Here is a 21,446-nt window from a genome sequence, read left to right on the forward strand (position 1 = left end):
TGGCTAGAGGATGCCGAGGTTGCGGTGCAGCTCGTAGGGCGTGACCTCGAGCCGGTACTCGCTCCACTCCTGCCGCTTGTTGCGCAGGAAGTACTCGAAGACTTGCTCCCCGAGGATCTCGGCCATGAGCTCGGAATCCTCCATTGCCCCGATTGCGTCGTAGAGGCTCGCGGGGAGCGGGGAATGGCCGAGGACGCGGCGTTCGGCGGAAGTGAGGGACGAGATGTCGTCCTCCGCCACCGGCGGCAGCTCGTACTCCTCCTCGATCCCCTTGAGCCCCGCCCCGAGAAGGACCGCATAGGAGAGATAGGGATTCGTAGCCGAATCGATGCCCCGGTACTCGACGCGCGCGGACTGGCCCTTGCCCGGCTTGTAGAGCGGGACGCGAACGAGGGCCGAGCGGTTGTTGTGGCCCCAGCTCAGGTAGCTGGGCGCCTCCCCACCGCCCCAGAGGCGCTTGTACGAGTTCACAAACTGGTTGGTCACCGCGGTGAACTCGTTCGCGTGCCGCAGGAGCCCCGCGATGAAGTGGCGCGCCGTCTTCGAGAGCTGGAACTCCGCGCCCGGCTCGTGGAACGCGTTCGAGTCCCCCTCGAACAGCGAGAAGTGAGTGTGCATGCCGCTCCCGGGAAACGCCGTGAACGGCTTCGGCATGAACGTCGCGTAGGCGCCCTGCTGGATGGCGACCTCCTTGACGACAGTGCGGAACGTCATGATGTTGTCCGCCGTCTGCAGGGCGTCGGCGTAGCGGAGGTCGATCTCGTTCTGGCCCGGGCCACCCTCGTGGTGGCTGAACTCGACGGAGATCCCGACCGATTCGAGCATGTTGACCACGGTCCGGCGGAAGTCCTGGGCAACACCGCCGGGGACGTGGTCGAAGTAGCCCCCCTGGTCGATGGGAACCGGCGCGCCGTCAGGGCCGAGCCGGTCGGACTGCAGGAGGTAGAACTCGATTTCAGGATGGGTGTAGCACGTGAACCCCATCTCGGCCGCCTTGGCGAGGGTCCGCTTGAGGACGTTGCGCGGGTCCGCCGGCGACGGCTCGCCGTCGGGCGTCAGGATGTCGCAGAACATCCGCGACGTCGGCTCCGTCTCACCGCGCCATGGGAGGATCTGGAAGGTCGAGGGATCCGGCTGGAGCAGCATGTCGGATTCGGAGACGCGCGCGAGTCCCTCGATCGATGAACCGTCGAACCCGAGCCCCTCGTCGAACGCTCCCTCGACCTCCGCAGGGGCCAGAGCCACCGACTTGAGGGAGCCGACGACGTCGGTGAACCACAGGCGAACGAAGCGGACATCGCGCTCCTCGATGGTCCGGAGCACGAATTCCTGCTGACGGTTCATGGGGGGAGGTCTCCCTTACGTTAACGGGCCTGAGCGCTTCCCCCACTCTACTCAGCTTGGACTACTCTCGTCCGTATGGTCCCCACCACTTCTGACGAGTCTTCTGCGCCTTACGGAACCGGGCCTCAGCGGGTCTCCGGCGGCCTCTCGGCCGGCCGTCCGGCAGCCCGCGTGCGCATCCACCACTTGGCCGCGGCGAAGGAGCGCGGCGAGCACTTCGCGATGCTGACTGCGTACGACCAGTACGCCGCGCAGATCTTCGACGAGGCCGGCATCGAGGTGCTCCTGATCGGCGATTCGGCGGCGAACAACGTCTTCGGGTACGAGACGAGCCTGCCGGTGACTGTCGATGAGCTGCTCCCCCTCTGCCGCGCCGTCGCCCGCTCGGCACGGCACGCCCTCGTCGTGGCAGATCTCCCCTTCGGCAGCTACGAGATGTCTCCGGCCCAAGCAGTCGAGGCCGGCGTCCGCTTCCTCAAGGAGGGCCTCGCCCACGCGGTCAAGATGGAAGGCGGTGCCTACTACGCAGACACCGTGCGCGCGATGGTCCAGGCTGGCATCCCGGTCATGGCCCACATCGGCTTCACGCCGCAGAGCGAACACGCCCTCGGCGGGTACCGCGTCCAGGGAAGGGGCGACGACGCAGCGCGCCTCATCGAGGATGCCAAGGCCCTCGAGGCGGCCGGGGCCTTCTGCGTCCTCATGGAGATGGTGCCCGCGGAGACCGCCGCTGCCGTCGACGCAGCCGTGAGCGTGCCCACCATCGGAATCGGCGCAGGCGCCTCGACGACGGGCCAGGTCCTTGTGTGGCAGGACATGGCCGGACTTCGGGGCGGGGAGGGCACGAGGATTGCCAAGTTCGTGAAGCAGTACGCCGATCTGCGCGGAACGCTGCTCGATGCTGCGCGCCGCTACGGCGACGACGTCCGCTCAGGCGCCTTCCCCGGCCCCGAGCACAGCTTCTAGCCGGGAGCGCCGGCCCTGTCCGGCCGGTGCTGTCTGTCTCCGCCGGTTAGTCCGTCTTCCCGGGTCAGTCCTTGTCCGACCAGCCATCGCCGTTCGCGTCGTCCGGGTCCCAGGAACGGTTGCGCTCCCTGACCTTCTCGAGCGCGCGCTCAGCCTCTTCCCGCGTCTCGTAGGGCCCGAGGAGCTGGGTCCAATCGCTCAACGCGTCCTCTTCGACCTTATGCGTGCGGACGTTGTACCAATACTGCGTCATGCCGCTCGCCCTCCCTTCCCTCACGAGTACACTCAGCCTATGCCTTCACCGTCAGCCACGGCACCCGTGGGCACTCTTGTGCCCGGGACCGTCTCTTCCCTCCGTGCCGTCCCGGGTTCCATCCCCCGGCCGGAGTACGTCGGCAAAGATGGTCCAGAGAGCTACCAGGGCAATGATGTGTACACACCGGACCAGCTCGAGCGCATCCGGGAAGCGGGAAGGATCGCGGCGCAGGCCATCGTCGAGGTCGGGCGGCAGATCCGGCCGGGGGTGACCACCGACGAACTCGACCGAGTCGGACACGAATTCCTCATTGCTCACGACGCGTATCCGTCGACACTGGGCTATCGCGGCTTCCCCAAGTCGCTCTGCACCTCGCTCAACGAGGTGATCTGCCACGGCATCCCCGACACGACGGTCTTGGCCGACGGCGACATCATCAACATCGACATCACTGCCTTCAAGAACGGTGTCCACGGAGACACGAACTACACGTTCCTCGTCGGAGACGTGGACGACGAGTCGAGGCTGCTGGTGGAGCGGACAGAGGAGTCCCTCCGCAGGGCCATCAAAGCCGTCGCCCCGGGACGCGAGATCAATGTGATCGGACGCGCGATCGAGTCGTATGCCAAGAGGTTCGGCTACGGCGTGGTGCGCGACTTCACAGGCCACGGAGTGGGCGAGGCTTTCCACTCAGGGCTGATCATCCCGCATTACGACGCCGCGCCGGCCTACAGCCGAGTGATGGAGCCGGGGATGGTCTTCACGATCGAGCCGATGCTCACCTTGGGCACCATCCAGTGGGAGATGTGGGACGACGGGTGGACCGTCGTCACACGCGACCGGCGGCGGACGGCCCAGTTCGAGCACACCCTCGTGGTCACCGAGACCGGCGCCGAGGTACTCACTCTCCCTTAGCCACAAGACCCGGTCCCGCTGCCGGATCCGCCCGGCCCGCGTCTCGACCAGCCCCATCGAATCCCTCCCCCACCTGCGAGAGGCCCAACGCATGTCCAAAGACGGCAAGAAGAAGTCCATCCACCTCATCGGCGTCGACATCGGCGGCACGGGGATCAAGGGCGGCATCGTCGATCTCAAGAAGGGGAAGCTCGTAGGCGACCGCGTTCGTATCGACACGCCCCAGCCCGCGGCGCCCGAACCCGTGGCCGAGGTGGTCGCACGCGTTGTCGAGGAGCTCTCCGAACGCGACGACGCACCTGACCGGGACACCCCGATCGGCGTCACGTTCCCCGGGATCATCCAGCATGGCGTGGCCTACTCGGCCGCCAACGTGGACAAGTCATGGATCGACTTCGAGATCGACAAGTACTTCAGCGAGCGGCTGGGACGCCCAGTCGAAGTCATCAACGACGCCGACGCTGCCGGCCTTGCAGAGGTGCGCTACGGCGGTGGCGAGGGAGTCGACGGGACGGTCCTCGTCATCACGCTCGGAACCGGTATCGGCTCCGCCTTCGTCTTCGACGGCAAGCTCGTCCCCAATGTCGAACTCGGTCATCTCGAGGTCGACGGCTTCGATGCCGAGACCAAGGCCTCAGCAGTCGCGCGCGAGCGTGACGGCATCGGATGGGAGGACTACAGCGTCCGCCTCCAGCGCTACTTCTCGCACGTCGAGTTCCTGTTCTCGCCTGAACTGTTCATCGTGGGCGGCGGCATCTCGAAGCGCGCCGACGAATATCTTCCCCGGCTCAAGCTTCGGACCCCGATCATCCCCGCCAAGCTGAAGAACGAGGCAGGGATTGTGGGCGCGGCGCTGCAGGTGGCCATCCACCACAAGCTCAAGAAGTAGCCGACAGATTCGGAAGACGCCAGGAGGGGCCCGGTAGACCGGACCCCTCCTGGCACTTCTGGCGTTCGCTCGCGGTCAGTCCGCGTTGACCGTATCGTCCGCTGCCACCTCGGCCTGCTCGGAGCGGAGGAGCTTGATCGCAGACTCGAAGTCTTCGAGCGAGTCAAACGACTGATACACACTTGCGAACCGCAGATACGCCACGTGGTCCAGCTTGCGGAGCGGCCGCAGGATAGCGAGACCCACCTCGTGGGCCTGAATCTCCGCTGCCCCGCTCCCCCGCACCGTCTCCTCGACCTCTTGGGCGAGCATAGCGAGATCGTCTTCCGTGACCGGCCTGCCTTGACACGCCTTCCGGACGCCGTTGATCACCTTGGAACGGCTGAAAGGCTCACCGACGCCCGAGCGCTTGACGACCGTGAGGCTCGTCGTCTCGATTGTCGTGAAGCGCCTCCCGCACTGAGGGCACTGCCGCCGCCGGCGGATCGCTGAGCCGTCGTCTTGGATGCGGCTGTCGACGACGCGCGAGTCCGGGTTGCGGCAGAAGGGGCAGTACATCCCTCAATTCTAGGGTCCATGGCAAGCACCGCCAAGGCGATGACCACTATATGTAGTGGTGGCCCCTACTAGGGGCGGGGGTCGAAGGCGCGTTCCTCGAACCGACGATCGACAGCGTCGCCGTGCCCGGGCAGGTCCTCAGCATCGGAGAGGCTTCGGATGTGGCGGGCGACGGCGTCGAGCGCGGCCTCGCTGTAGTCGATGATCTGGACGGCCTTGAGGAACGTCGCGACGTTCAGTCCGGACGAGAACGCCGCGGTTCCGCTCGTGGGAAGCACATGGTTCGATCCAGCCGTGTAGTCGCCGAGGCTCACGGGGCTATAGTCGCCCACGAAGATCGCCCCCGCGTTCCGAATCCGAGTGGCGACTCCAGCGGCGTCCGCGGTCATGACCTCGAGGTGCTCGGCAGCGTACGCGTCGCATACGGCGACGCCCGCGTCGACGTCGTCCACGAGCACGGCGCCCGACTGCCGCCCGGACAGCGCAGTCAGCACGCGCTCACGGTGCTTCGTGACCTCGGCCTGTTCGAGCAGCTGGGCGCGGACCGCCTCGATGAGCTCGGGTGAGTCGGTGACGAGGACCGAGCCAGCCCGTGTGTCGTGCTCGGCCTGGCTGATCAGATCGGCCGCGACGAACTCGGGACGCGCAGTGCAATCGGCGAGGATAGCGATCTCGGTGGGGCCCGCCTCGGCATCGATGCCCACAATCCCCTTGACGAGGCGCTTCGCAGTCGCGACGAAGATGTTTCCGGGTCCTGTCACGACGTCCGCCGGCTCGATCAACGGGAGCGGCCCCTCGCCGTCCTCCGCGGCAGGAATGCCGTACGCGAACGTGACGACCGCCTGCGCCCCGCCAATCGCGTAGACCTCATCGATCCCGAGCAGGGCAGCCGCGGCGAGGATGGTCGGATGCGGGAGTCCGCCGTTGTCGCGCTGCGGGGGCGAGGCGAGGGCAATCGATCCGACGCCTGCAGCTTGGGCCGGGATCACGTTCATGATGACCGAGGACGGGTAGACGGCCAGGCCGCCTGGCACATAGAGCCCGACCCTTCGCACGGGGACCCAGCGCTGCGTGACCGTGGCTCCGTCGCCCGGCCGGACAGTGACGTCCGCCGGCCGTTGCGCTTCAGCGAACAGACGCGCACGCCGGATCGACTCCTCGAGCGCGGCTCGCACCGATGGATCAACGGATTCGAGTGCGTGGTCGATTGCTTCGGCCGGCACGCGCGGGTGCCGCTGCGCCACGCCGTCGAACTTCTCGGCGAACATCGACAGCGCCGCGAAGCCGCCTGAACGGACATCCGCGATGATGCCCCGCACCGCGTCCTCGACCGCCGCGCCTTGCTCGGCCTCGAGCCGTGGCACGAGGGCCCGGAGTTCGGCGAGGCCGAGGCTCCTGCCCCTGAGGTCAATCGTGCGGAAGTCGAGGGCGGGTTCTGGCGATGTCACCCGCTCAGTCTACGTGCCGAAGCGGTCAGCGGCGTGTGGGAGGGCTCCAGAGGACGGTCACCAGCGCGAGGATGACAATCGCGACGATCGCCGGCCACAGCGCGAGTGCGCTGAGCGTATAGAGCCCGAAGGCCGAGCCCGGAACGCTGGGATCCGTGCGGGACGAACCGGCTGTCTGGCCGAGCCCGGTGCCGGTGAGCCACATCAGCAGGCTGCCGATCCCCGAGCCGACGAACGCGGCGAGGTATCGAGCAGCGAAGCCGAAACGTACGTGGGCACGGACCAGGAAGATCACGACGACGACCGCAGCCACGGCCGCGAGGCCTGTGAACACGAGGTCGCGAGGGAGCCATTCCTGATAGTTCGAGCCATCGCCGTACAGCCGCCCTCCCGGGGCAGCGAGCCACCAGACGACGCCGAGCAGGACTCCCGCTACAAGAGGCGCGAGCAGCCATCGGAGGACGACTGGCCAGCCAGGCCAGAGGCCCGACTCATGCATCGAGGCACGCGGGGCCGAGGAGGACCTTGAGGTCCCCGAAGAGGGCCGGATTCGGATTGACGCGCAGATGGACTCCTAGTCTCATGATCTCGATGCTGCGGGTCCCGTGGAGGCGCAGCTGCACCTCGCTGTGGCCGGGATGCGTCTTGAGCACTTCGCCGAGGCGCGTGACTACCCGCTCAGTAGCCTTGTGGGTCGGCATCGATATGACGACGGGACCGCCGTCGGCCTGGCTCAGGTCAGGGACGGTGAGTTCCATAGCGCTCAGCATGACGGCGCCGTCGTCCCTACGCTGCAGGCGGCCCTTGACGACGACGATGAGGTCCTCGGCGAGAATCGACGAGATCGGCCCGTAGACCTGGCCGAAGAACATGACCTCCATGGAGGCTCCGAGGTCCTCGATTTCGGCGCGGGCGTAGGCGTTGCCGCTCGCCTTCGCAATGCGGCGGCTGAGCGAGGTGATCATGCCCGCAATGGTGACGATCGCGCCGTCTGCCGGTCCCTCGTCTGAGATCAGCTGGGAGATCGCGTGATCCGCGTGACCCTCGAGCACCCCCTCGAGACCTTGCAGCGGGTGATCCGAGACGTACAACCCGAGCATGTCCCGCTCGAACGCGAGCCGGTCCTTCTTCTCCCACTCGGGAAGCTCAGGGATCTCCACGGCGAGTCCCGAGGAGAGCTCCCCGTCGGCGCCGCCGTCGAACGCGCTGAAGAGATCGAACTGGTTGGCCGCCTCGTTGCGCTTGAGCACAATGACGGCGTCGACTGCCTCTTCGTGGATCATCGCGAGGGAACGACGTGGGTGGCCGAGGGAGTCGAACGCTCCGGCCTTGATGAGCGATTCGATGGTGCGCTTGTTGCACACGACAGCCGGCACCTTCTGGAGGAAGTCACCGAAGCCGGTGAACGCTCCCTTCTCCTCGCGTGCCTCGACCATCGAATGCACGACGTTCGCTCCCACGTTGCGGATCGCCCCCATACCGAAGCGGATGTCGCTCCCGACCGGGGTGAAGTTGAGCGCGGACTCGTTGACGTCCGGCGGCAGCACCGTGATGCCCATCCGCCGGCACTCATTGAGGTACATGGCGCACTTGTCCTTGTCATCGCCCACTGACGTCAGGAGCGCCGCCATGTATTCGGCCGGATAGTGAGCCTTGAGGTAGGCCGTCCAGTAAGAGACGACGCCGTAGGCCGCCGAGTGCGCCTTGTTGAAGGCGTAGTCGGAGAAGGGCAGCAGAATGTCCCAGAGGGTTTTGACCGCTTCCGCTGAATAGCCGCGTTCGCGCATGCCAGACGAGAAGCCCTCGAACTGCTTGTCCAGCTCGGACTTCTTCTTCTTGCCCATCGCACGGCGGAGGATGTCGGCTTGGCCGAGCGAGTAGCCGGCGAGCTTCTGAGCGATGGCCATGACCTGCTCCTGGTACACGATCAGGCCATAGGTTCCGCCGAGGATGTCTTCGAGGGGCTCCGCGAGCTCCGGATGGATCGGGGTGATCTCCTGCAGCCCGTTCTTGCGGAGGGCGTAGTTGGTATGGGCGTTCGCGCCCATGGGCCCAGGGCGGTAGAGGGCGAGAACGGCGGAGATGTCCTCGAAGTTGTCGGGGCGCATGAGCTTGAGAAGGGACCGCATAGGTCCTCCATCAAGCTGGAAGACGCCGAGCGTATCGCCGCGCGCGAGGAGCTCATACGACGCCGCGTCGTCGAGCGGGAGGCGTTCGAGGTCAAGGTCCTCGCTCCGATTGAGCTTGATGTTGTCGAGCGCGTCCGTGATGATCGTGAGGTTCCTCAGGCCGAGGAAGTCCATCTTGATGAGGCCGAGGCCCTCACAGGTCGGATAGTCGAACTGCGTGATGACCTGACCATCTTGCTCGCGCCGCATGATCGGGACGATGTCGATGAGCGGATGCGACGACATGATGACGCCAGCCGCGTGGACGCCCCACTGGCGCTTGAGTCCTTCGAGGCCGAGCGCCGTCTCGAAGACGCGCTGCGCGTCGGCGTCGGAGCGCAGGAGCTCCCGCATCTCCTCGGCCTCGCCATAGCGCTTGGCCTCGGGATTGTGGATGTCCACGAGCGGCATGCCCTTGCCCATGACATCGGGCGGCATGGCCTTGGTGAGCCGCTCGCCGACGGAGAAGGGATAGCCGAGGACGCGCGAGGAGTCCTTGAGCGCCTGCTTGGCCTTGATGGTCCCGTAGGTCACGATCATGGCGACGCGGTCGTCACCGTACTTCTCGGTCACGTACTTGATGACTTCAGGACGGCGGCGATCATCGAAGTCGACGTCAAAGTCAGGCATCGAGACGCGGTCGGGGTTGAGGAAGCGCTCGAAGATGAGGCCGTGGTCCAGAGGGTTCAGGTCCGTGATGCGCATGGCGTAGGCAGCCATGGAGCCGGCGCCTGAACCGCGGCCGGGGCCGACTCGGATCCCGTGGTCCTTCGCCCAGTTGATGAAGTCCGCGACCACGAGGAAGTAGCCCGGGAAGCCCATCTGGGTGATGATCCCGATCTCGTACTCCGCCTGCTTGCGGACTGCGTCCGGAATCCCCTCCGGGAAGCGGTAGTGGAGGCCGCGCTCGACCTCCTTGACGAACCACGTCTCCTCGTTCTCCCCTTCAGGACAGGGGTAGCGCGGCATGTAGCTCGCCTTGGTGTTGAACTCGACGTTGCATCGCTCGGCGATGAGCAGGGTGTTGTCGCAGGCCTCGGGGTGATCGCTGAAGATGGCCCGCATCTCGGCTGGCGACTTGAGGTAGAACTCGTCGGCGTCGAACTTGAACCGCTTCGGATCCGCGAGGGTGGAACCAGACTGGACGCACAGGAGCGCGGCGTGGCTCGAGGCGTCCTCGGCGTGGGTGTAGTGGAGGTCGTTGGTCGCGACGAGTGGGAGACCGAGGTCCTTCGCGAGCTTGATGAGGTCCGCCTGAACCCCGCGCTCGATATCAAGGCCGTGGTCCATGACCTCGCAGAAGAAGTTCTCGTGGCCGAAGATCTCGCGGAACTCGGCTGCGGCCTCCCGGGCCTCCTTGTAGAGGCCGAGGCGGAGCTTCGTCTGGACCTCGCCCGAGGGGCAGCCCGTGGTGGCGATGAGACCCTTCCCATAGGTCTGGAGGAGCTCGCGGTCCATACGGGGCTTGTAGAGATAGCCTTCGAGGGAAGCGAGCGAGGACATGCGGAAGAGGTTGTGCATGCCCTGGGTGTTCTCCGCCCACATCGTCATGTGGGTATAGGCACCGGCACCCGAGACGTCGTCGCGGCCGCCGTCTCCCCACCGCACACGCGTCTTGTCCTGACGGGCCGTTCCGGGCGTGAGGTAGGCTTCGACGCCGATGATGGGCTTGATGCCTGCGTCCGTTGCCTTCTTCCAGAAGTCGAAGGCGCCGAAGACGAAGCCGTGGTCGGTCGTCGCGACGGCGTTCATCCCGAGCTCGTCCGCGTGGCTGAACAGGTCACCCAGGCGTGCAGCGCCGTCGAGCATCGAGTACTCGGTGTGGTTGTGGAGATGAACGAACGACCCGGTAGAACTCACTGGTCCAGTTTAGGCGCGAGGTCCGACAGCTTAGTGGCGGTCGCCGCGCAGCGTGTCGATTGCGAACTGCAGGTCAGCCGGGTATGGGCTCGTCACCTGGACCCACTCCCCCGTTCGCGGGTGCGCGAAGCCCAGACGGTGCGCATGGAGCCACTGGCGCGTGAGCCCGAGCTCCGCCGCAAACCTCGGGTCGGCCCCGTAGGTGAGGTCGCCCGCGCAGGGATGGTGGAGGGCCGCGAAATGGACGCGGATCTGATGGGTCCGGCCGGTCTCGAGGTGGACCTCGACGAGGCTCGCCCGGCCGAAGGCTTCGAGCACCTCATAGTGGGTCACCGACGCCCGCCCGTCCTCGACGACGGCGAACCGCCAGTCGTATCCCGGATGGCGTCCTATCGGGGCGTCGATCGTGCCCTCGAGGGGATCCGGCAGTCCCTGTACGACGGCGTGGTAGACCTTGTCCACCGTCCGTTCCTTGAACGCGCGCTTGAGCGCGGTGTAGGCCGGCTCGGTCTTCGCGACGACCATCGCACCAGAGGTCCCGACGTCCAGCCGATGGACGATCCCAGCACGCTCCGGCGCGCCCGACGTCGAGATGCGGAAGCCGTCGGCCGCGAGCCCTCCCACCACGGTGGGCCCGACCCACCCTGGGGAAGGGTGTGCAGCAACGCCGACCGGCTTGTCGACGACCACGAACTCCTCGTCGTCAAGGAGGATCTCGAGGCCGTCCACGTGCTCCACCACCACTTCCAGAGGATCTCGCCGCTCGGGCGCGTCAATCTCAATCACTTCGCCGGCCGAGAGGCGTCCCGACTTCGCCAACGGTCGGCCCTCTGCCTTCACGTGGCCCCCGGCCAGCAATTGGGCGGCAGCCGAACGGGAGACCCCCAACAGCGCCGAGAGTCCGGCGTCGGCCCGGAGGCCGGCGAGCTCTTCCGGCACGCTGTGCCGCTCAGGCACGCGGCGTCTCCCCGCCATCGTCCGTGGGAGGAGCTGACCGCTGGCCGGCGCCCTTCCCGTGGCGGCTTCCGTCCGCCCCGATTCCGAGCAGCGTCAGGAGGCAGATGAGCGCGACACCGGTCACTACCGCTGAATCAGCAAGGTTGAAGATGGCGAAGTTCGGCAGCTGGATGAAGTCGACGACGTGCCCCATGCCGAAAGAGGGCTCGCGGAAGAGCCGGTCGGTCAGGTTGCCCAGCGCGCCCCCGAGCACGAGCCCCAACGCGACCGACCAGCCGATCGACCGGACGCGCCGGGCGAACAGGATGATCGCAATCGCGACGACGGTCATGATGATGCTGAAGACCCACGTGACGTTCTCTCCGATGGAGAACGCAGCCCCGGAATTACGGATGTAGTACCAGTGCAGGAGCGGCGGGAGCACCGGTATCCGTTCCCCCTCCACCATCGTGCTCGTGACCCAGTACTTCGTGGTCTGGTCGAGCACGTAGGCGACAGCAGCAAGGACAGCGAGGACGATGAGGGCCTTGCGAGAGGCGCGACGCCGCGCAGGAGCGGGCTGCTGGTTCCGCGGAGGCGTCACCGAGGAGGAGTTGTCCATATTGCTTTCCGTTGACATGCCGAAGCCGGCGACCGCACTGCAAGCGGCCGCCGGCTCTCGAGTTCGGGTCTCAGACCTCGGCGTTGTCCGGGATCTCGCTCGACACGACAGAGCCGCGTGCGTCGAGATCGCGGAGCTGGCCCTCGATGTAGGCCTTCAGGCGAGCACGGTAGTCGCGCTCGAACCCACGGAGCTGCTCGACCTTGCGCTCGAGCACCGAACGCTGCTGCTCGAGAGCCCCGAGCGTCTTGCGGGACTTCTCCTGCGCCTCGTTGACAAGGCTGCTCGCCTCGATCTGAGCCTCGGCGATGATCTTGTCGCGCTGGTCGACGCCGTCCTGCACGTGCTTGTCGTGCATCTGCTGGGCCATCGCGAGAAGGCCTGCGGCCGACTCTGCCGTCTGGCTCACGTTGGACTGTGCGGGGGCCGGAGCCTGAGCCGGGGCCGGCTCGGGCTTCGCGACCTCAGCCGGCTTCGTCTCCTGTGCAGCAGGCTTCTCAGCAGGAACGGCGGCGCCGCCCTTCGAAGTGAGCTCGGCGACCTTCTTGCGGAGCTCGTCGTTCTCCTGGTTCAGACGGCGAAGCTCAATGACGATCTCGTCAAGGAAGTCATCAACCTCGTCCTGGTCGTATCCCTCGCGGAACTTCGTCGGCTGGAAACGCTTGTTGACGACATCTTCTGGCGTCAGAGCCATCTGCTCACCTCTTTGGTCTAGTCAGTCAGGGGCTTGCGCCACCTTGACTACCGTAACTGACTTGCGCCCGCACGCTCCACTTCACGGCCTCATGCCGCCGTGTGGCGCCGGGACTCTGCTATGAACCTACGCGAGATTCCTGACGATTGCCATAGCGATATTGACGACGATCGCCAAGACGATGAAGCCAAGATCGAGACTCATGGAGCCGATCCGGACTGGCCGGAGAACCCTCCTTGACAGTCGCATGGGCGGATCGGTCACCGAGTAGATTGCGCTGGCCGCAACCAGCGAGGCTCCTCTGGGCCGCCATGAGCGGGCGAAGGACTGCACCCAGTCATAGACCAATCGCCCCAGGAGCGCCACAAAGAACAGCTCGAGGAACAGGTACACGACAGCCCACAGAATGCTCACGGAGATCAGCTCTGATTGAAGAAAGCAGCCTGTCCGTCACTGACCTTCTTGTCCTCGCCGAGCACCTCGATGCTCGCGGGAGTGAGGAGGAAGACCTTGTTCGTGACACGCTCGATGCTGCCGTGAAGGCCGAAGACAAGGCCTGCGGAGAAGTCCACGAGCCGCTTCGCATCGGCCTCGCCCATGTCGGTCACGTTCATGATGACCGGGATACCGTCGCGGAAGCTCTCGCCGATCACCTTGGCGTCATTGTAGGAACGCGGATGTACGGTCGTGATCTGACGGAGGCCTGAGTCCTCGCGGACGGCGGCGGCGCGCTTGATGGGCGTCACGGGGGCGCGGTACTCCTCTACTTCGGCAGCAGCAGGCTCGCGGGTGGCAAGCGCCTGACGGCGTTCTTCACGCTCGGTGTGCACCGGCTTGTCCTCTTCCGTACGTACGTGTTCCGTGCGGGCGTTCTGGGGCTCAGCCTCGAACTGCTCATCGCTGTCCGCGAGACCGAGGTAAACCATGGTCTTCCGCATAACTCCGGCCATGCTCGACTCCTGTACTCGGGCCGCGCGGTCCTCGTGCACCGGGTCCCGGCCCTGAAGGTCCCGACTCTTCGACGCTACAACACGCGGGGCCGCGGACCGAGCACATCCGTACCGATCCGAACGTGTGTCGCACCTGCCGCAATCGCCTGCTCCAGATCCTGGCTCATGCCTGCAGACACCATCGTCGCACGCGGATGGTTCTTCCGCAGATCCGCCGCACAAATCGCGAGCCGGGCGAACGCACGTGTCGGGTCCTCGCCGAGTGGGGCGACGGCCATGATGCCCGCGAGCCGCAGCCCAGGAGATGCCGCGACGAGGTCTGCGAGCCCGCCGACTTCGGACGGCAGGGCGCCGCCGCGGCCGGGCTCTGCATTCTCGTCGAGGTTCACTTGGATCAGGCACGCGAGCGGTGGGCGGCCTTCACGCGCTGGCTCCGAGGCAGCTGCTTTGGACAGCGCTGCGGCGAGGGCGGGGCGGTCCACCGAATGGACCACGTCGGCGTACCGCACCACGCTCTTGGCCTTGTTCGTCTGCAGTTGGCCGATGAAGTGCCACGAGAGGTCGAGATCGGCGAGTTCCCGAGCCTTCGCCGAAGCCTCCTGATCCCGGTTCTCCCCTACGTCAGCAACCCCGAGCTCGGCCAAGGCACGGACGTCACTCGCCGGATGAAACTTTGTGACCACGATGAGCTCAGGTGCGTCGTCGCGGCCTGCGGCGCGCGATGCAGCCGCAATTCGTTCCCGTACGCGCGTCAGGCTCGCGGCGAGCTCTGCCCGACGTTCGGCCGTCGCGACCGAGACCGAATCAGCCATGCGACCACACGATCCCCGCGAACCGCCCCTCGCCGGGCGCCCGCCGGTGCGAGAACAGGCGGGGCTCCTCGAAGGTGCAGGCCGCGGCTTCCAGATGACCGGGAACACCCAACGCGGCTAGCTGGGCCATGACACCGGCGGGCAGATCGAGCGCTGGCGTTCCCCACGAGGTGGTCGACGCCGTCCCAGGGACGAGGGAGGCGACCTCTTCCCGGAGGGAGGCGGGAACTTCATAGCACCTGCCGCAGATGCTCGGCCCAATCCAGGCCTCGAGGTCGACGACCCCGCGGCCCCGAAGGGCTTCGACCGCGGCAACGACCACACCGCCCGCGAGCCCGACGCGGCCTGCGTGGACGGCGCCCACGGCGACGCTCCCGTCGTCGAACTGGCCGACGAGAAGTACGGGCACGCAATCAGCCACCATCACCGCGACAGGGAGGCCTCGCGACAGAAGTGCATCGGCCACCGGAGCAGTCCCGCACTCCTCGGCCCATACAGCCGTCGAGCCGTGCACCTGCTCCATGTACTGCACACGCTCGGCTCCGACCGCAGCGGCCAAGGCCGAACGATGACGGCGGACGCCGTCGTCGTCCGAACCGACGTGGAAGGCGAGATTCCCGGCCTCGACTTGGGTGAAGGCAGCGGTGGCGCCGGGACGGATGTCCCGGCGCCACCAGAAGGTGCCCGTGGCGACGGCGCCCTCCGGGGCCGGCCCGGACACGCGTGATGTCACTTGAGGAAGTCGGGCACGTCGAGATCGTCGCGCGAACCGGTGAGATCGTGCTCGACCACCGCGGGCAGCTCCACGTCGAACCCTGAATCGGCCGGCGTCGTGTGCGACTGGCTCCACTGGCTGAGCCCGTTGTGGCCCTGCGCAGGCTGGGCGACGGGCCGCGTGGGAGCCTGCTGCTGGGCGGCCGACGACGGCGGAGTAGCCGGAGCAGGCGGCGTCGCCTTGGCCTTCGTGTCCTCGAGCGACGGCGACGTCGCCTTGACGTCGTCGAAGCCCGCGGCGATGACGGTGACGCGTGCCTCGTCGCCGAGCGCGTCGTCGATCACGGCACCGAAGATGATGTTCGCCTCCGGATGCGCGACTTCCTGGACCAGGCGGGCCGCCTCGTTGATCTCGAAGAGGCCCAGGTCGCTGCCGCCCTGAATCGAGAGCAGCACCCCGTGGGCACCGTCGATCGATGCTTCGAGGAGCGGAGACGCAATGGCGAGCTCCGCGGCCTTGACTGCCCGGTCCTCCCCACGCGCCGAGCCGATGCCCATGAGGGCCGAGCCGGCGCCCTGCATGACGGACTTGACGTCGGCGAAGTCGAGGTTGATGAGACCGGGAGTGGTGATGAGGTCGGTAATGCCCTGAACGCCGGAGAGCAGCACCTGATCGGCCGAGCGGAACGCGTCGAGGACCGAGACGTTGCGGTCGCTGATCGAGAGCAGCCGGTCGTTGGGGATCACGATGAGGGTGTCCACCTCGTCGCGGAGGGCCTCGATCCCGTTCTCGGCCGAGGTGGCCCGGCGGCGGCCCTCGAACGTGAAGGGACGCGTGACGACGCCGATGGTGAGCGCGCCGAGCGAGCGTGCGATCCGAGCGACGACGGGCGCACCGCCAGTACCGGTGCCGCCACCCTCGCCGGCGGTGACGAAGACCATGTCGGCCCCGCGCAGGACCTCCTCGATCTCGTCCGCGTGATCCTCGGCGGCCTGACGGCCGACCTCGGGGTTGGCGCCTGCGCCGAGACCACGGGTGAGCTCGCGCCCGACGTCGAGCTTGACGTCCGCGTCGCTCATGAGCAGCGCTTGGGCGTCCGTGTTGATGGCGATGAATTCCACACCTCGCAGACCGACTTCGATCATGCGGTTGACTGCGTTCACGCCACCGCCGCCAATGCCGACGACCTTGATGACGGCCAAGTAGTTCTGCGGTGCTGCCACGTTGAGTGTCCCTTGTTCGAAAGCCTGCTAGTTCTGCAAGAGGCTGGATCCCACAACCTTAACCCTCAACTCGAAGGTTATAGTTATGTCAACTAGCTCTTGGTGAAGACGGTATTTCCCACGATTCGTGGGCGCAACGACCGTTACAGCGTGTCGCGGTTGTTGGGTTCGGCGCTACCGGGTCACGGGGTGCCACGGCGTGCTCACGTCGAAGACGTTCACGGGCGCCTGCCCCTGCGGAGGATTCTGTGCGCTCTTCATGAGCGCCTCGAGCACCTTGGCCTTGAGATCGCGATCCTGGGTGTTTCCCCAGACCACAGTCTGGCCGTTGGAGAGCTTGAGCTGCACCGAGTCCACGGACTGCGCCGAAGCCGTAGCCAGCTGGCCGAGGACGTCCTGCGGGAGCGCCGAGAGCACGCTCGTCACCGCCAGGAATGTGTCGTGGGACATGTGCGCACCCTGAGGGTCGATCACGGGGACGGGATAGGCGGACTGATCTTTCGCGGTCGCAATCTGGACGCCGTCACCGTCCACGACGGAAAAGCCATCAGTCTGCTTCACGAGCGCCACCGGCACTCGCTCGACGACTGTTACGAGGAGCGTGTTCGGTGGAACCGCGCGGCTCTGGACCGACTTGACCTGCACGATCGGGGCGACGAGGCGACTCACATCCGAGGGCCCGACGAGCGGCAGCGGCTTCCCCTTGAGTGGCGCGAGGGCCTCCTGGACCTGGGCCGGGGCCAGCATCTTCGTCCCCTCGACGGTGATCGTGTGCACCGCGAGGACTGGCGTGAAGAGGACCAACCCCATGACGGCCGCGACGACGGCGACGAGGGCGACGGCGACGAGGACCACGCGCCGTCGGATGCGCTTGGCGCGGGGAACGGGGAACGCGAGAACGTCGCGTGAACCTCCGGCCGCTGACCCGGCGTCGGGCGTCCTCCGGCCCAGGAGACGCGCGGGACTCAGCGAATGGGATCCCTTGGACGGCGCTCGGTGAGCCTTCGTCGGCTGTTCCCGGGCCGGGTTCGAGCGCAGGGGCTGATCCTCGTCCGGCTCGTCGGCGCCGTCGTCAACCGGATGGAGCACCGTGACCTTCGCTGAGCGGCCCACGGAGACCCGGCCCCCGGAGGAGCGGCCCACGGAGGATTCCCCCGCTCCACCCCGGACAGGAGGCAATTGGTCGGAAGGCGCCTGGTCGAACGAGGCCTCGTAGTCCTCCTCCCTCGACTGCGGCGGACCCGACGGCCCGACGCGGGGCACCCGCGGCTTGCGTGGACTAGGCGCCATGACCGGCTTCCCTTCTCCCGCCCGACCCTTCGAGCGCCTCCACGAGGGCCGGCCCGAGGGCAGTCACGTCACCGGCCCCGATGGTGAGCATGATGTCCCCGGGCGCGGCGATCGCTGCGAGCTCGGCGACCGCCTCGGCGGCCGACGGCGCATAGGATCCTGCGGGCAGCGCGTCGGTCACGAGCTGACTCGTAACACCCGGGATCGGATCTTCGCGGGCGGGATAGATGTCAAGCACACGTACCGTGTCCGCGGCGGAGAGCGCCGCCGCGAATTGCGGGGCGAACTCGCGCGTGCGCGAGAAGAGGTGCGGCTGGAACAGGACGTGCACGCGGCCCTCCCCCGCTACCCCGCGCGCCGCCTCCAGCGCGGCTCGGACTTCAGTCGGGTGGTGGGCGTAGTCGTCGTAGACCCTGACGCCCCGGGCCTCGCCCTTGAACTCGAATCGGCGCGCCGCGCCGCTGAAGCTGGCGAGCGACTCCGCGGCGGCCTCGGGCTGCGCGCCCAGGCCGACGACAATGGCCGCGAACGCCCCGGCCGCGTTCAGTGCGTTGTGCGTTCCAGGTACCGAGAGGGGAAGCGGGACCGTGCCGCCCTCCCATTGAAGAAAAGCGCCTTCCGGTCCCGTGAGGAGCCGCACGTCAGCGTCCGCCGTGGTCCCGTACAGGAGAACGCGTGGACGGCCACCGAGCGCGGTTCGCCGTCTTTCGGCGACACCACGGGCGCCCGCGTCATCACCGCAGGCCACGAGCAGGCCCTCGGACGGCAGGAGCCCCGCAAAGTCGTCGAAGGCTGCCTGGACCGCTTCTGCAGTTCCATAGTGGTCGAGATGGTCGGCCTCGACGTTCGTGATGACCTCGATGAGCGGCCGGTAGTTCAGGAAGGAGGCGTCCGATTCGTCGGCCTCCGCGACGAAGACGTCGGTGGACCCGTGGGCGGCGTTGACGCCGAGGGCCGGGACGTTGGCGCCGATCGCGAAGCTCGGATCGAGGCCAGCTCCGCGCAGCATCCACGTGGCCATGGACGTCGTCGTCGTCTTGCCATGGGTTCCGGCGACGGCGAGGACGCGACTCCCCGCCATCGCGGCGGCGAGGGCCTCGGAACGGTGCAGGACGCGGAGTCCGCGGGCACGCGCCTCGACGAGTTCGGGGTTGTCGGGCCGGATCGCGGAGCCTGCAACGACGGTCTGGGCGTCGCGAACGTTGCCTGCGTCATAGCCGGCGGCGATGCGTGCGCCGAGCCGGGCGAGATCGCGCATGACCGGCAGGTCCTTGGCATCCGAGCCGCTTACCTGTAAGCCCCTTGCCACCATGACCCGCGCGACGGCTGACATGCCCACGCCGCCGACGCCCACGAAGTGGACGCGCCCGAGTTCCGCTAGGGCCGTGCCCACATTCTGCCCGTTCATGCCTGAGCCGCCTCCATCACCATCTCTGCCATCGCATCGTCCGCGTCGCGGACCCCGAGGGCTTTCGCTCGCTCCGACATGTCCTTGAGCCTTACCGGGTCAGCGAGGAGCGGCAGCACTTCGCGTTCGAGCCAAGCCGGCGTGAAGTCCTGATCCCGGACCAGGAGAGCTCCTCCGGCGTCGACCAGCCCGCGCGCGTTGAGCGCCTGCTCGCCGTTGCCTATCGGAAGCGGAACGAACACGGCCGGCACTCCGACGGCTGCGACCTCACAGACGGTCCCAGCGCCCGCACGGCACACGAGCAGATCGGCAGCCGCGTAGGCGAGCTCCATGCCGTCCACATACTCGACCTGGTGGTAGCCCTCCGCGGCGAGGGGCACGCCGTCGTCATCCATGACCGCCTTGCCGCGCCCGGTGATGTGGAGTGTCTGGATGCCGGCCTCTGAAAGTGTCCCCAACGACCCCGCCAAAGTCCGGTTGATGCTCAGGGCACCCGAAGAGCCGCCTGTGACGACGAGTGTAGGCCGCTCGGGATCGAGGCCCAGTCCGCGCCGTGCCTCCGCCCGCGCCGCTTCACGGTCCAACCGGGACACCTCCCGCCGCATCGGCATCCCGACGAGCCGAGCGTGCCGGAGCTTCGTCTCGGGGAAGGCCTTCCCGACCTGCTCGGTGAAGAGTGCTCCGACCCGGTTCGCGAGCCCTGCGCGCGTGTTCGCCTCGTGGATCACGATGGGGGTCCCGTGCCGCCGCGCCGCAAGGTACAGGGGGGTGCAGACGTAGCCGCCGACCCCGACAAGCACGTCCGCGTTCGCACGCTCGAGGACGTCCGTCGCCTGACGCACCGCACCCGCGAGCCGCTGAGGCAGGCGGACGAGGTCGATGCTCGGCCGGCGCGGGAGCGGAACCCGATCGATCGTCGCGAGTTCGAACCCTGCTGCCGGAACGAGCCGCGTCTCCATGCCAGACTCCGTCCCGACCGCGAGGATCTTCGCCGCAGGATCCCGTCGCACGACTGCTCGCGCGATGGCCAGGAGGGGGCTGATGTGGCCAGCGGTCCCTCCGCCGGCGAGGACGACGGACGGTCCGGACGGCGACGCGTGCGCGGGCATTCCAGTGGAGTCCTCAGGGGGCATTGCTACGTGGTGACCTTCCGCTTCGTCGCCGTCTGCGACTTCCCTGCGCGGCCGAAGAGTCGCTTCGGGCGCTTGCTGCCCTCGGGCTTCATCTCCTCGCGGGCCAGAGACAAGACTACGCCGATGGCGCAGAGACAGCTCACGAGCGCTGAGCCGCCCGACGATATGAAGGGAAGCGGTACGCCGATGACCGGCAGGAGGCCCGTGACCATCGCCATGTTGAGGGCGGCCTGACCGAGGATCCAGGCCATGATGGTGCCGGCGAGGACCCGAGGGAAGAGCTCCTTCTGGCGCACCACCACCCGGAAGATCGCGATCGCGAGGACGGCGAAGAGGGCCAGGACAAGCAGAGTGCCGAAGAGCCCGAGCTCCTCGCCGAGCACGGAGAAGATGAAGTCGTTCTGAGCCTCGGGAATCCAGTTGTACTTCTGGCGGCTCTGCCCGAGCCCGACGCCCAGCCAGCCTCCCGAGGCGAGGCCCTGCAGCCCGTTCTGAACCTGGTAGCCGAAGTCGGCACCTTGGGTGCACATCGCGGGCGACTGCCCCAGCCACTCATAGATGCGGCACATTCGGTTGGCGCTCGTCACGGCGAAGCCGATGGCGCCCACGCTCATCACAGCGCCGGTCACGACGAAGATGCGCGTCGGGATGCCCCCGAAGAAGAGGCCCGCCGTGACCACGAGCAGGATCACAAGCGTCGTTCCGAGGTCGTGACCCCAGATCACGAGACCAGCCACAAGGAGTCCCATGGGAACCACGGGCACTAGGGCGTGGCCCCACCGGTCGAGAAGCTCCGACTTCTTGTTGAGGACCGTTGCCATCCAGAGGGCAAGGAGGAGTTTCGCGAATTCGGAGGGCTGGACGCTGAATCCAGCGACATCGATCCAGTTTCGGTTGCCGAGTACGCGGCTGCCCACGATCTGCACGAGACCGAGCAGCACCAGGGTGGCGGCCATCCCTGGCCACGCAAACCGTTTGAGCCATCTCACGTTGATGCGGGAGATCACGAACATGCCGATCACGCCGAGAGCGCCGAAGATGGCCTGCTTGAGCGCCGCGCTGTAGGGGCTCTGGCCCAGCGAGATGCTCTCTACGCTCGACGCCGAAAGCACCATCATGATCCCGATCGCCGTGAGCGCGAGCGTCGAGCCCAGAATGAGGTAGTACCCCGCGCCCGCACCGAGCTGTCCCGGTCCCTCAAGGCGCCGCCACAGCGTTTGGGCCGTCCCCGTCGGACGTTCCTGCTGCGCTGTGGCCAT

Annotated in this window: 21 protein-coding genes; 3 read left to right on the forward strand and 18 right to left on the reverse strand. The window is 67.0% G+C overall.

The features are described from left to right. Positions 1 to 3: 3 nt before the first annotated feature. A complete protein-coding gene (locus L0M17_RS11610) occupies positions 4 to 1,344 on the reverse strand; it encodes a glutamine synthetase family protein (RefSeq protein WP_241054114.1) in 1,341 nt (446 codons plus the stop codon). A 75-nt stretch (positions 1,345 to 1,419) separates the two neighbouring features. Here L0M17_RS11610 and panB point away from each other — a divergent pair, with 75 nt between their 5' ends. After that, on the forward strand, positions 1,420 to 2,310 hold the full coding sequence (panB, locus tag L0M17_RS11615; protein ID WP_241054115.1) for a 3-methyl-2-oxobutanoate hydroxymethyltransferase: 891 nt from the start codon (positions 1,420 to 1,422) through the stop codon (positions 2,308 to 2,310). Between the two features lie 64 nt (positions 2,311 to 2,374). Here panB and L0M17_RS11620 read toward each other — a convergent pair whose 3' ends face one another. After that, complete coding sequence (locus tag L0M17_RS11620; protein ID WP_241054116.1) at positions 2,375 to 2,563, reverse strand: SPOR domain-containing protein; 189 nt, start codon at positions 2,561 to 2,563, stop codon at positions 2,375 to 2,377. Positions 2,564 to 2,602: 39 nt separating this feature from the next. Here L0M17_RS11620 and map point away from each other — a divergent pair, with 39 nt between their 5' ends. Together map and ppgK are read left to right on the forward strand one after the other, a co-directional pair. Beyond that, a complete protein-coding gene (map, locus tag L0M17_RS11625) occupies positions 2,603 to 3,481 on the forward strand; it encodes a type I methionyl aminopeptidase (RefSeq protein WP_241054117.1) in 879 nt (292 codons plus the stop codon). Positions 3,482 to 3,572: 91 nt separating this feature from the next. Next, the gene (gene ppgK / locus L0M17_RS11630) at positions 3,573 to 4,370 is read left to right on the forward strand and encodes a polyphosphate--glucose phosphotransferase (RefSeq protein WP_241054118.1); all 798 of its coding nucleotides are present in this window, start codon (positions 3,573 to 3,575) and stop codon (positions 4,368 to 4,370) included. A 75-nt stretch (positions 4,371 to 4,445) separates the two neighbouring features. Here ppgK and nrdR read toward each other — a convergent pair whose 3' ends face one another. The 16 genes from nrdR to ftsW form a co-directional block, all read right to left on the reverse strand. Next, positions 4,446 to 4,928, reverse strand: coding sequence for a transcriptional regulator NrdR (gene nrdR, locus L0M17_RS11635; RefSeq protein WP_241054120.1), 483 nt, complete (start codon positions 4,926 to 4,928; stop codon positions 4,446 to 4,448). A gap of 68 nt (positions 4,929 to 4,996) precedes the next feature. Next, complete coding sequence (hisD, locus tag L0M17_RS11640) at positions 4,997 to 6,376, reverse strand: histidinol dehydrogenase (protein ID WP_241054121.1); 1,380 nt, start codon at positions 6,374 to 6,376, stop codon at positions 4,997 to 4,999. 25 nt (positions 6,377 to 6,401) lie between these two features. Then, on the reverse strand, positions 6,402 to 6,875 hold the full coding sequence (locus tag L0M17_RS11645) for a hypothetical protein (protein WP_241054122.1): 474 nt from the start codon (positions 6,873 to 6,875) through the stop codon (positions 6,402 to 6,404). Continuing rightward, positions 6,868 to 10,404 carry a DNA polymerase III subunit alpha gene (dnaE, locus tag L0M17_RS11650; protein ID WP_308196865.1) on the reverse strand — a complete coding sequence of 1,179 codons (3,537 nt, stop codon included), beginning with the start codon at positions 10,402 to 10,404 and terminating at the stop codon, positions 6,868 to 6,870. Before dnaE ends, L0M17_RS11645 begins: the two co-directional genes overlap by 8 nt. Positions 10,405 to 10,434: 30 nt before the next feature. Next, a complete protein-coding gene (locus tag L0M17_RS11655; protein ID WP_241054123.1) occupies positions 10,435 to 11,361 on the reverse strand; it encodes an RluA family pseudouridine synthase in 927 nt (308 codons plus the stop codon). Next, a complete protein-coding gene (gene lspA, locus L0M17_RS11660) occupies positions 11,354 to 11,962 on the reverse strand; it encodes a signal peptidase II (protein WP_241054124.1) in 609 nt (202 codons plus the stop codon). The genes L0M17_RS11655 and lspA overlap by 8 nt, the downstream gene beginning before the upstream one ends. 70 nt (positions 11,963 to 12,032) lie before the next feature. Further along, complete coding sequence (locus L0M17_RS11665) at positions 12,033 to 12,656, reverse strand: DivIVA domain-containing protein (protein WP_241054125.1); 624 nt, start codon at positions 12,654 to 12,656, stop codon at positions 12,033 to 12,035. Positions 12,657 to 12,782: 126 nt separating this feature from the next. Continuing rightward, positions 12,783 to 13,070: a YggT family protein gene (locus L0M17_RS11670; RefSeq protein WP_241054126.1), complete on the reverse strand. Its 288-nt coding sequence runs from the start codon at positions 13,068 to 13,070 to the stop codon at positions 12,783 to 12,785. Between the two features lie 5 nt (positions 13,071 to 13,075). Continuing rightward, positions 13,076 to 13,606 carry a cell division protein SepF gene (locus L0M17_RS11675; RefSeq protein ID WP_241054127.1) on the reverse strand — a complete coding sequence of 177 codons (531 nt, stop codon included), beginning with the start codon at positions 13,604 to 13,606 and terminating at the stop codon, positions 13,076 to 13,078. Positions 13,607 to 13,680: 74 nt separating this feature from the next. Further along, a complete protein-coding gene (locus L0M17_RS11680; protein ID WP_241054128.1) occupies positions 13,681 to 14,418 on the reverse strand; it encodes a YggS family pyridoxal phosphate-dependent enzyme in 738 nt (245 codons plus the stop codon). Beyond that, the gene (locus L0M17_RS11685) at positions 14,411 to 15,151 is read right to left on the reverse strand and encodes a purine nucleoside phosphorylase YfiH/LACC1 family protein (protein ID WP_241054129.1); all 741 of its coding nucleotides are present in this window, start codon (positions 15,149 to 15,151) and stop codon (positions 14,411 to 14,413) included. The genes L0M17_RS11680 and L0M17_RS11685 overlap by 8 nt, the downstream gene beginning before the upstream one ends. Further along, a complete protein-coding gene (gene ftsZ, locus L0M17_RS11690) occupies positions 15,148 to 16,356 on the reverse strand; it encodes a cell division protein FtsZ (protein WP_241054130.1) in 1,209 nt (402 codons plus the stop codon). The genes L0M17_RS11685 and ftsZ overlap by 4 nt, the downstream gene beginning before the upstream one ends. Positions 16,357 to 16,530: 174 nt before the next feature. Next, positions 16,531 to 17,646, reverse strand: coding sequence for a cell division protein FtsQ/DivIB (locus L0M17_RS11695; protein WP_241054131.1), 1,116 nt, complete (start codon positions 17,644 to 17,646; stop codon positions 16,531 to 16,533). Beyond that, positions 17,636 to 19,054: a UDP-N-acetylmuramate--L-alanine ligase gene (gene murC / locus L0M17_RS11700; RefSeq protein WP_241054133.1), complete on the reverse strand. Its 1,419-nt coding sequence runs from the start codon at positions 19,052 to 19,054 to the stop codon at positions 17,636 to 17,638. The genes L0M17_RS11695 and murC overlap by 11 nt, the downstream gene beginning before the upstream one ends. Then, positions 19,051 to 20,163 (reverse strand): undecaprenyldiphospho-muramoylpentapeptide beta-N-acetylglucosaminyltransferase, encoded by a 1,113-nt coding sequence (murG, locus tag L0M17_RS11705; protein ID WP_241054134.1) that lies wholly within the window; start codon positions 20,161 to 20,163, stop codon positions 19,051 to 19,053. Before murG ends, murC begins: the two co-directional genes overlap by 4 nt. Positions 20,164 to 20,189: 26 nt before the next feature. Then, positions 20,190 to 21,446: a putative lipid II flippase FtsW gene (gene ftsW / locus L0M17_RS11710; protein WP_241054135.1), complete on the reverse strand. Its 1,257-nt coding sequence runs from the start codon at positions 21,444 to 21,446 to the stop codon at positions 20,190 to 20,192.

Origin of the sequence: Sinomonas terrae (assembly GCF_022539255.1) — a bacterium.
In the GTDB taxonomy this organism is placed as follows: Bacteria; Actinomycetota; Actinomycetes; order Actinomycetales; family Micrococcaceae; genus Sinomonas; species Sinomonas terrae.

Bases quoted from the DNA above. Each gene is read 5' to 3' on its own strand.
- L0M17_RS11645 (WP_241054122.1), bottom strand. From the start codon at position 6,875: ATGCATGAGTCGGGCCTCTGGCCTGGCTGGCCAGTCGTCCTCCGATGG.
- L0M17_RS11620 (WP_241054116.1), bottom strand. From the start codon at position 2,563: ATGACGCAGTATTGGTACAACGTCCGCACGCATAAGGTCGAAGAGGAC.
- L0M17_RS11675 (WP_241054127.1), bottom strand. From the start codon at position 13,606: ATGGCCGGAGTTATGCGGAAGACCATGGTTTACCTCGGTCTCGCGGAC.
- lspA (WP_241054124.1), bottom strand. From the start codon at position 11,962: ATGGACAACTCCTCCTCGGTGACGCCTCCGCGGAACCAGCAGCCCGCT.
- ftsW (WP_241054135.1), bottom strand. From the start codon at position 21,446: ATGGCCACAGCGCAGCAGGAACGTCCGACGGGGACGGCCCAAACGCTG.
- L0M17_RS11695 (WP_241054131.1), bottom strand. From the start codon at position 17,646: ATGGCGCCTAGTCCACGCAAGCCGCGGGTGCCCCGCGTCGGGCCGTCG.
- L0M17_RS11680 (WP_241054128.1), bottom strand. From the start codon at position 14,418: ATGGCTGATTCGGTCTCGGTCGCGACGGCCGAACGTCGGGCAGAGCTC.
- panB (WP_241054115.1), top strand. From the start codon at position 1,420: ATGGTCCCCACCACTTCTGACGAGTCTTCTGCGCCTTACGGAACCGGG.
- L0M17_RS11610 (WP_241054114.1), bottom strand. From the start codon at position 1,344: ATGAACCGTCAGCAGGAATTCGTGCTCCGGACCATCGAGGAGCGCGAT.
- ppgK (WP_241054118.1), top strand. From the start codon at position 3,573: ATGTCCAAAGACGGCAAGAAGAAGTCCATCCACCTCATCGGCGTCGAC.
- nrdR (WP_241054120.1), bottom strand. From the start codon at position 4,928: ATGTACTGCCCCTTCTGCCGCAACCCGGACTCGCGCGTCGTCGACAGC.
- murG (WP_241054134.1), bottom strand. From the start codon at position 20,163: ATGCCCGCGCACGCGTCGCCGTCCGGACCGTCCGTCGTCCTCGCCGGC.
- murC (WP_241054133.1), bottom strand. From the start codon at position 19,054: ATGAACGGGCAGAATGTGGGCACGGCCCTAGCGGAACTCGGGCGCGTC.
- L0M17_RS11665 (WP_241054125.1), bottom strand. From the start codon at position 12,656: ATGGCTCTGACGCCAGAAGATGTCGTCAACAAGCGTTTCCAGCCGACG.
- map (WP_241054117.1), top strand. From the start codon at position 2,603: ATGCCTTCACCGTCAGCCACGGCACCCGTGGGCACTCTTGTGCCCGGG.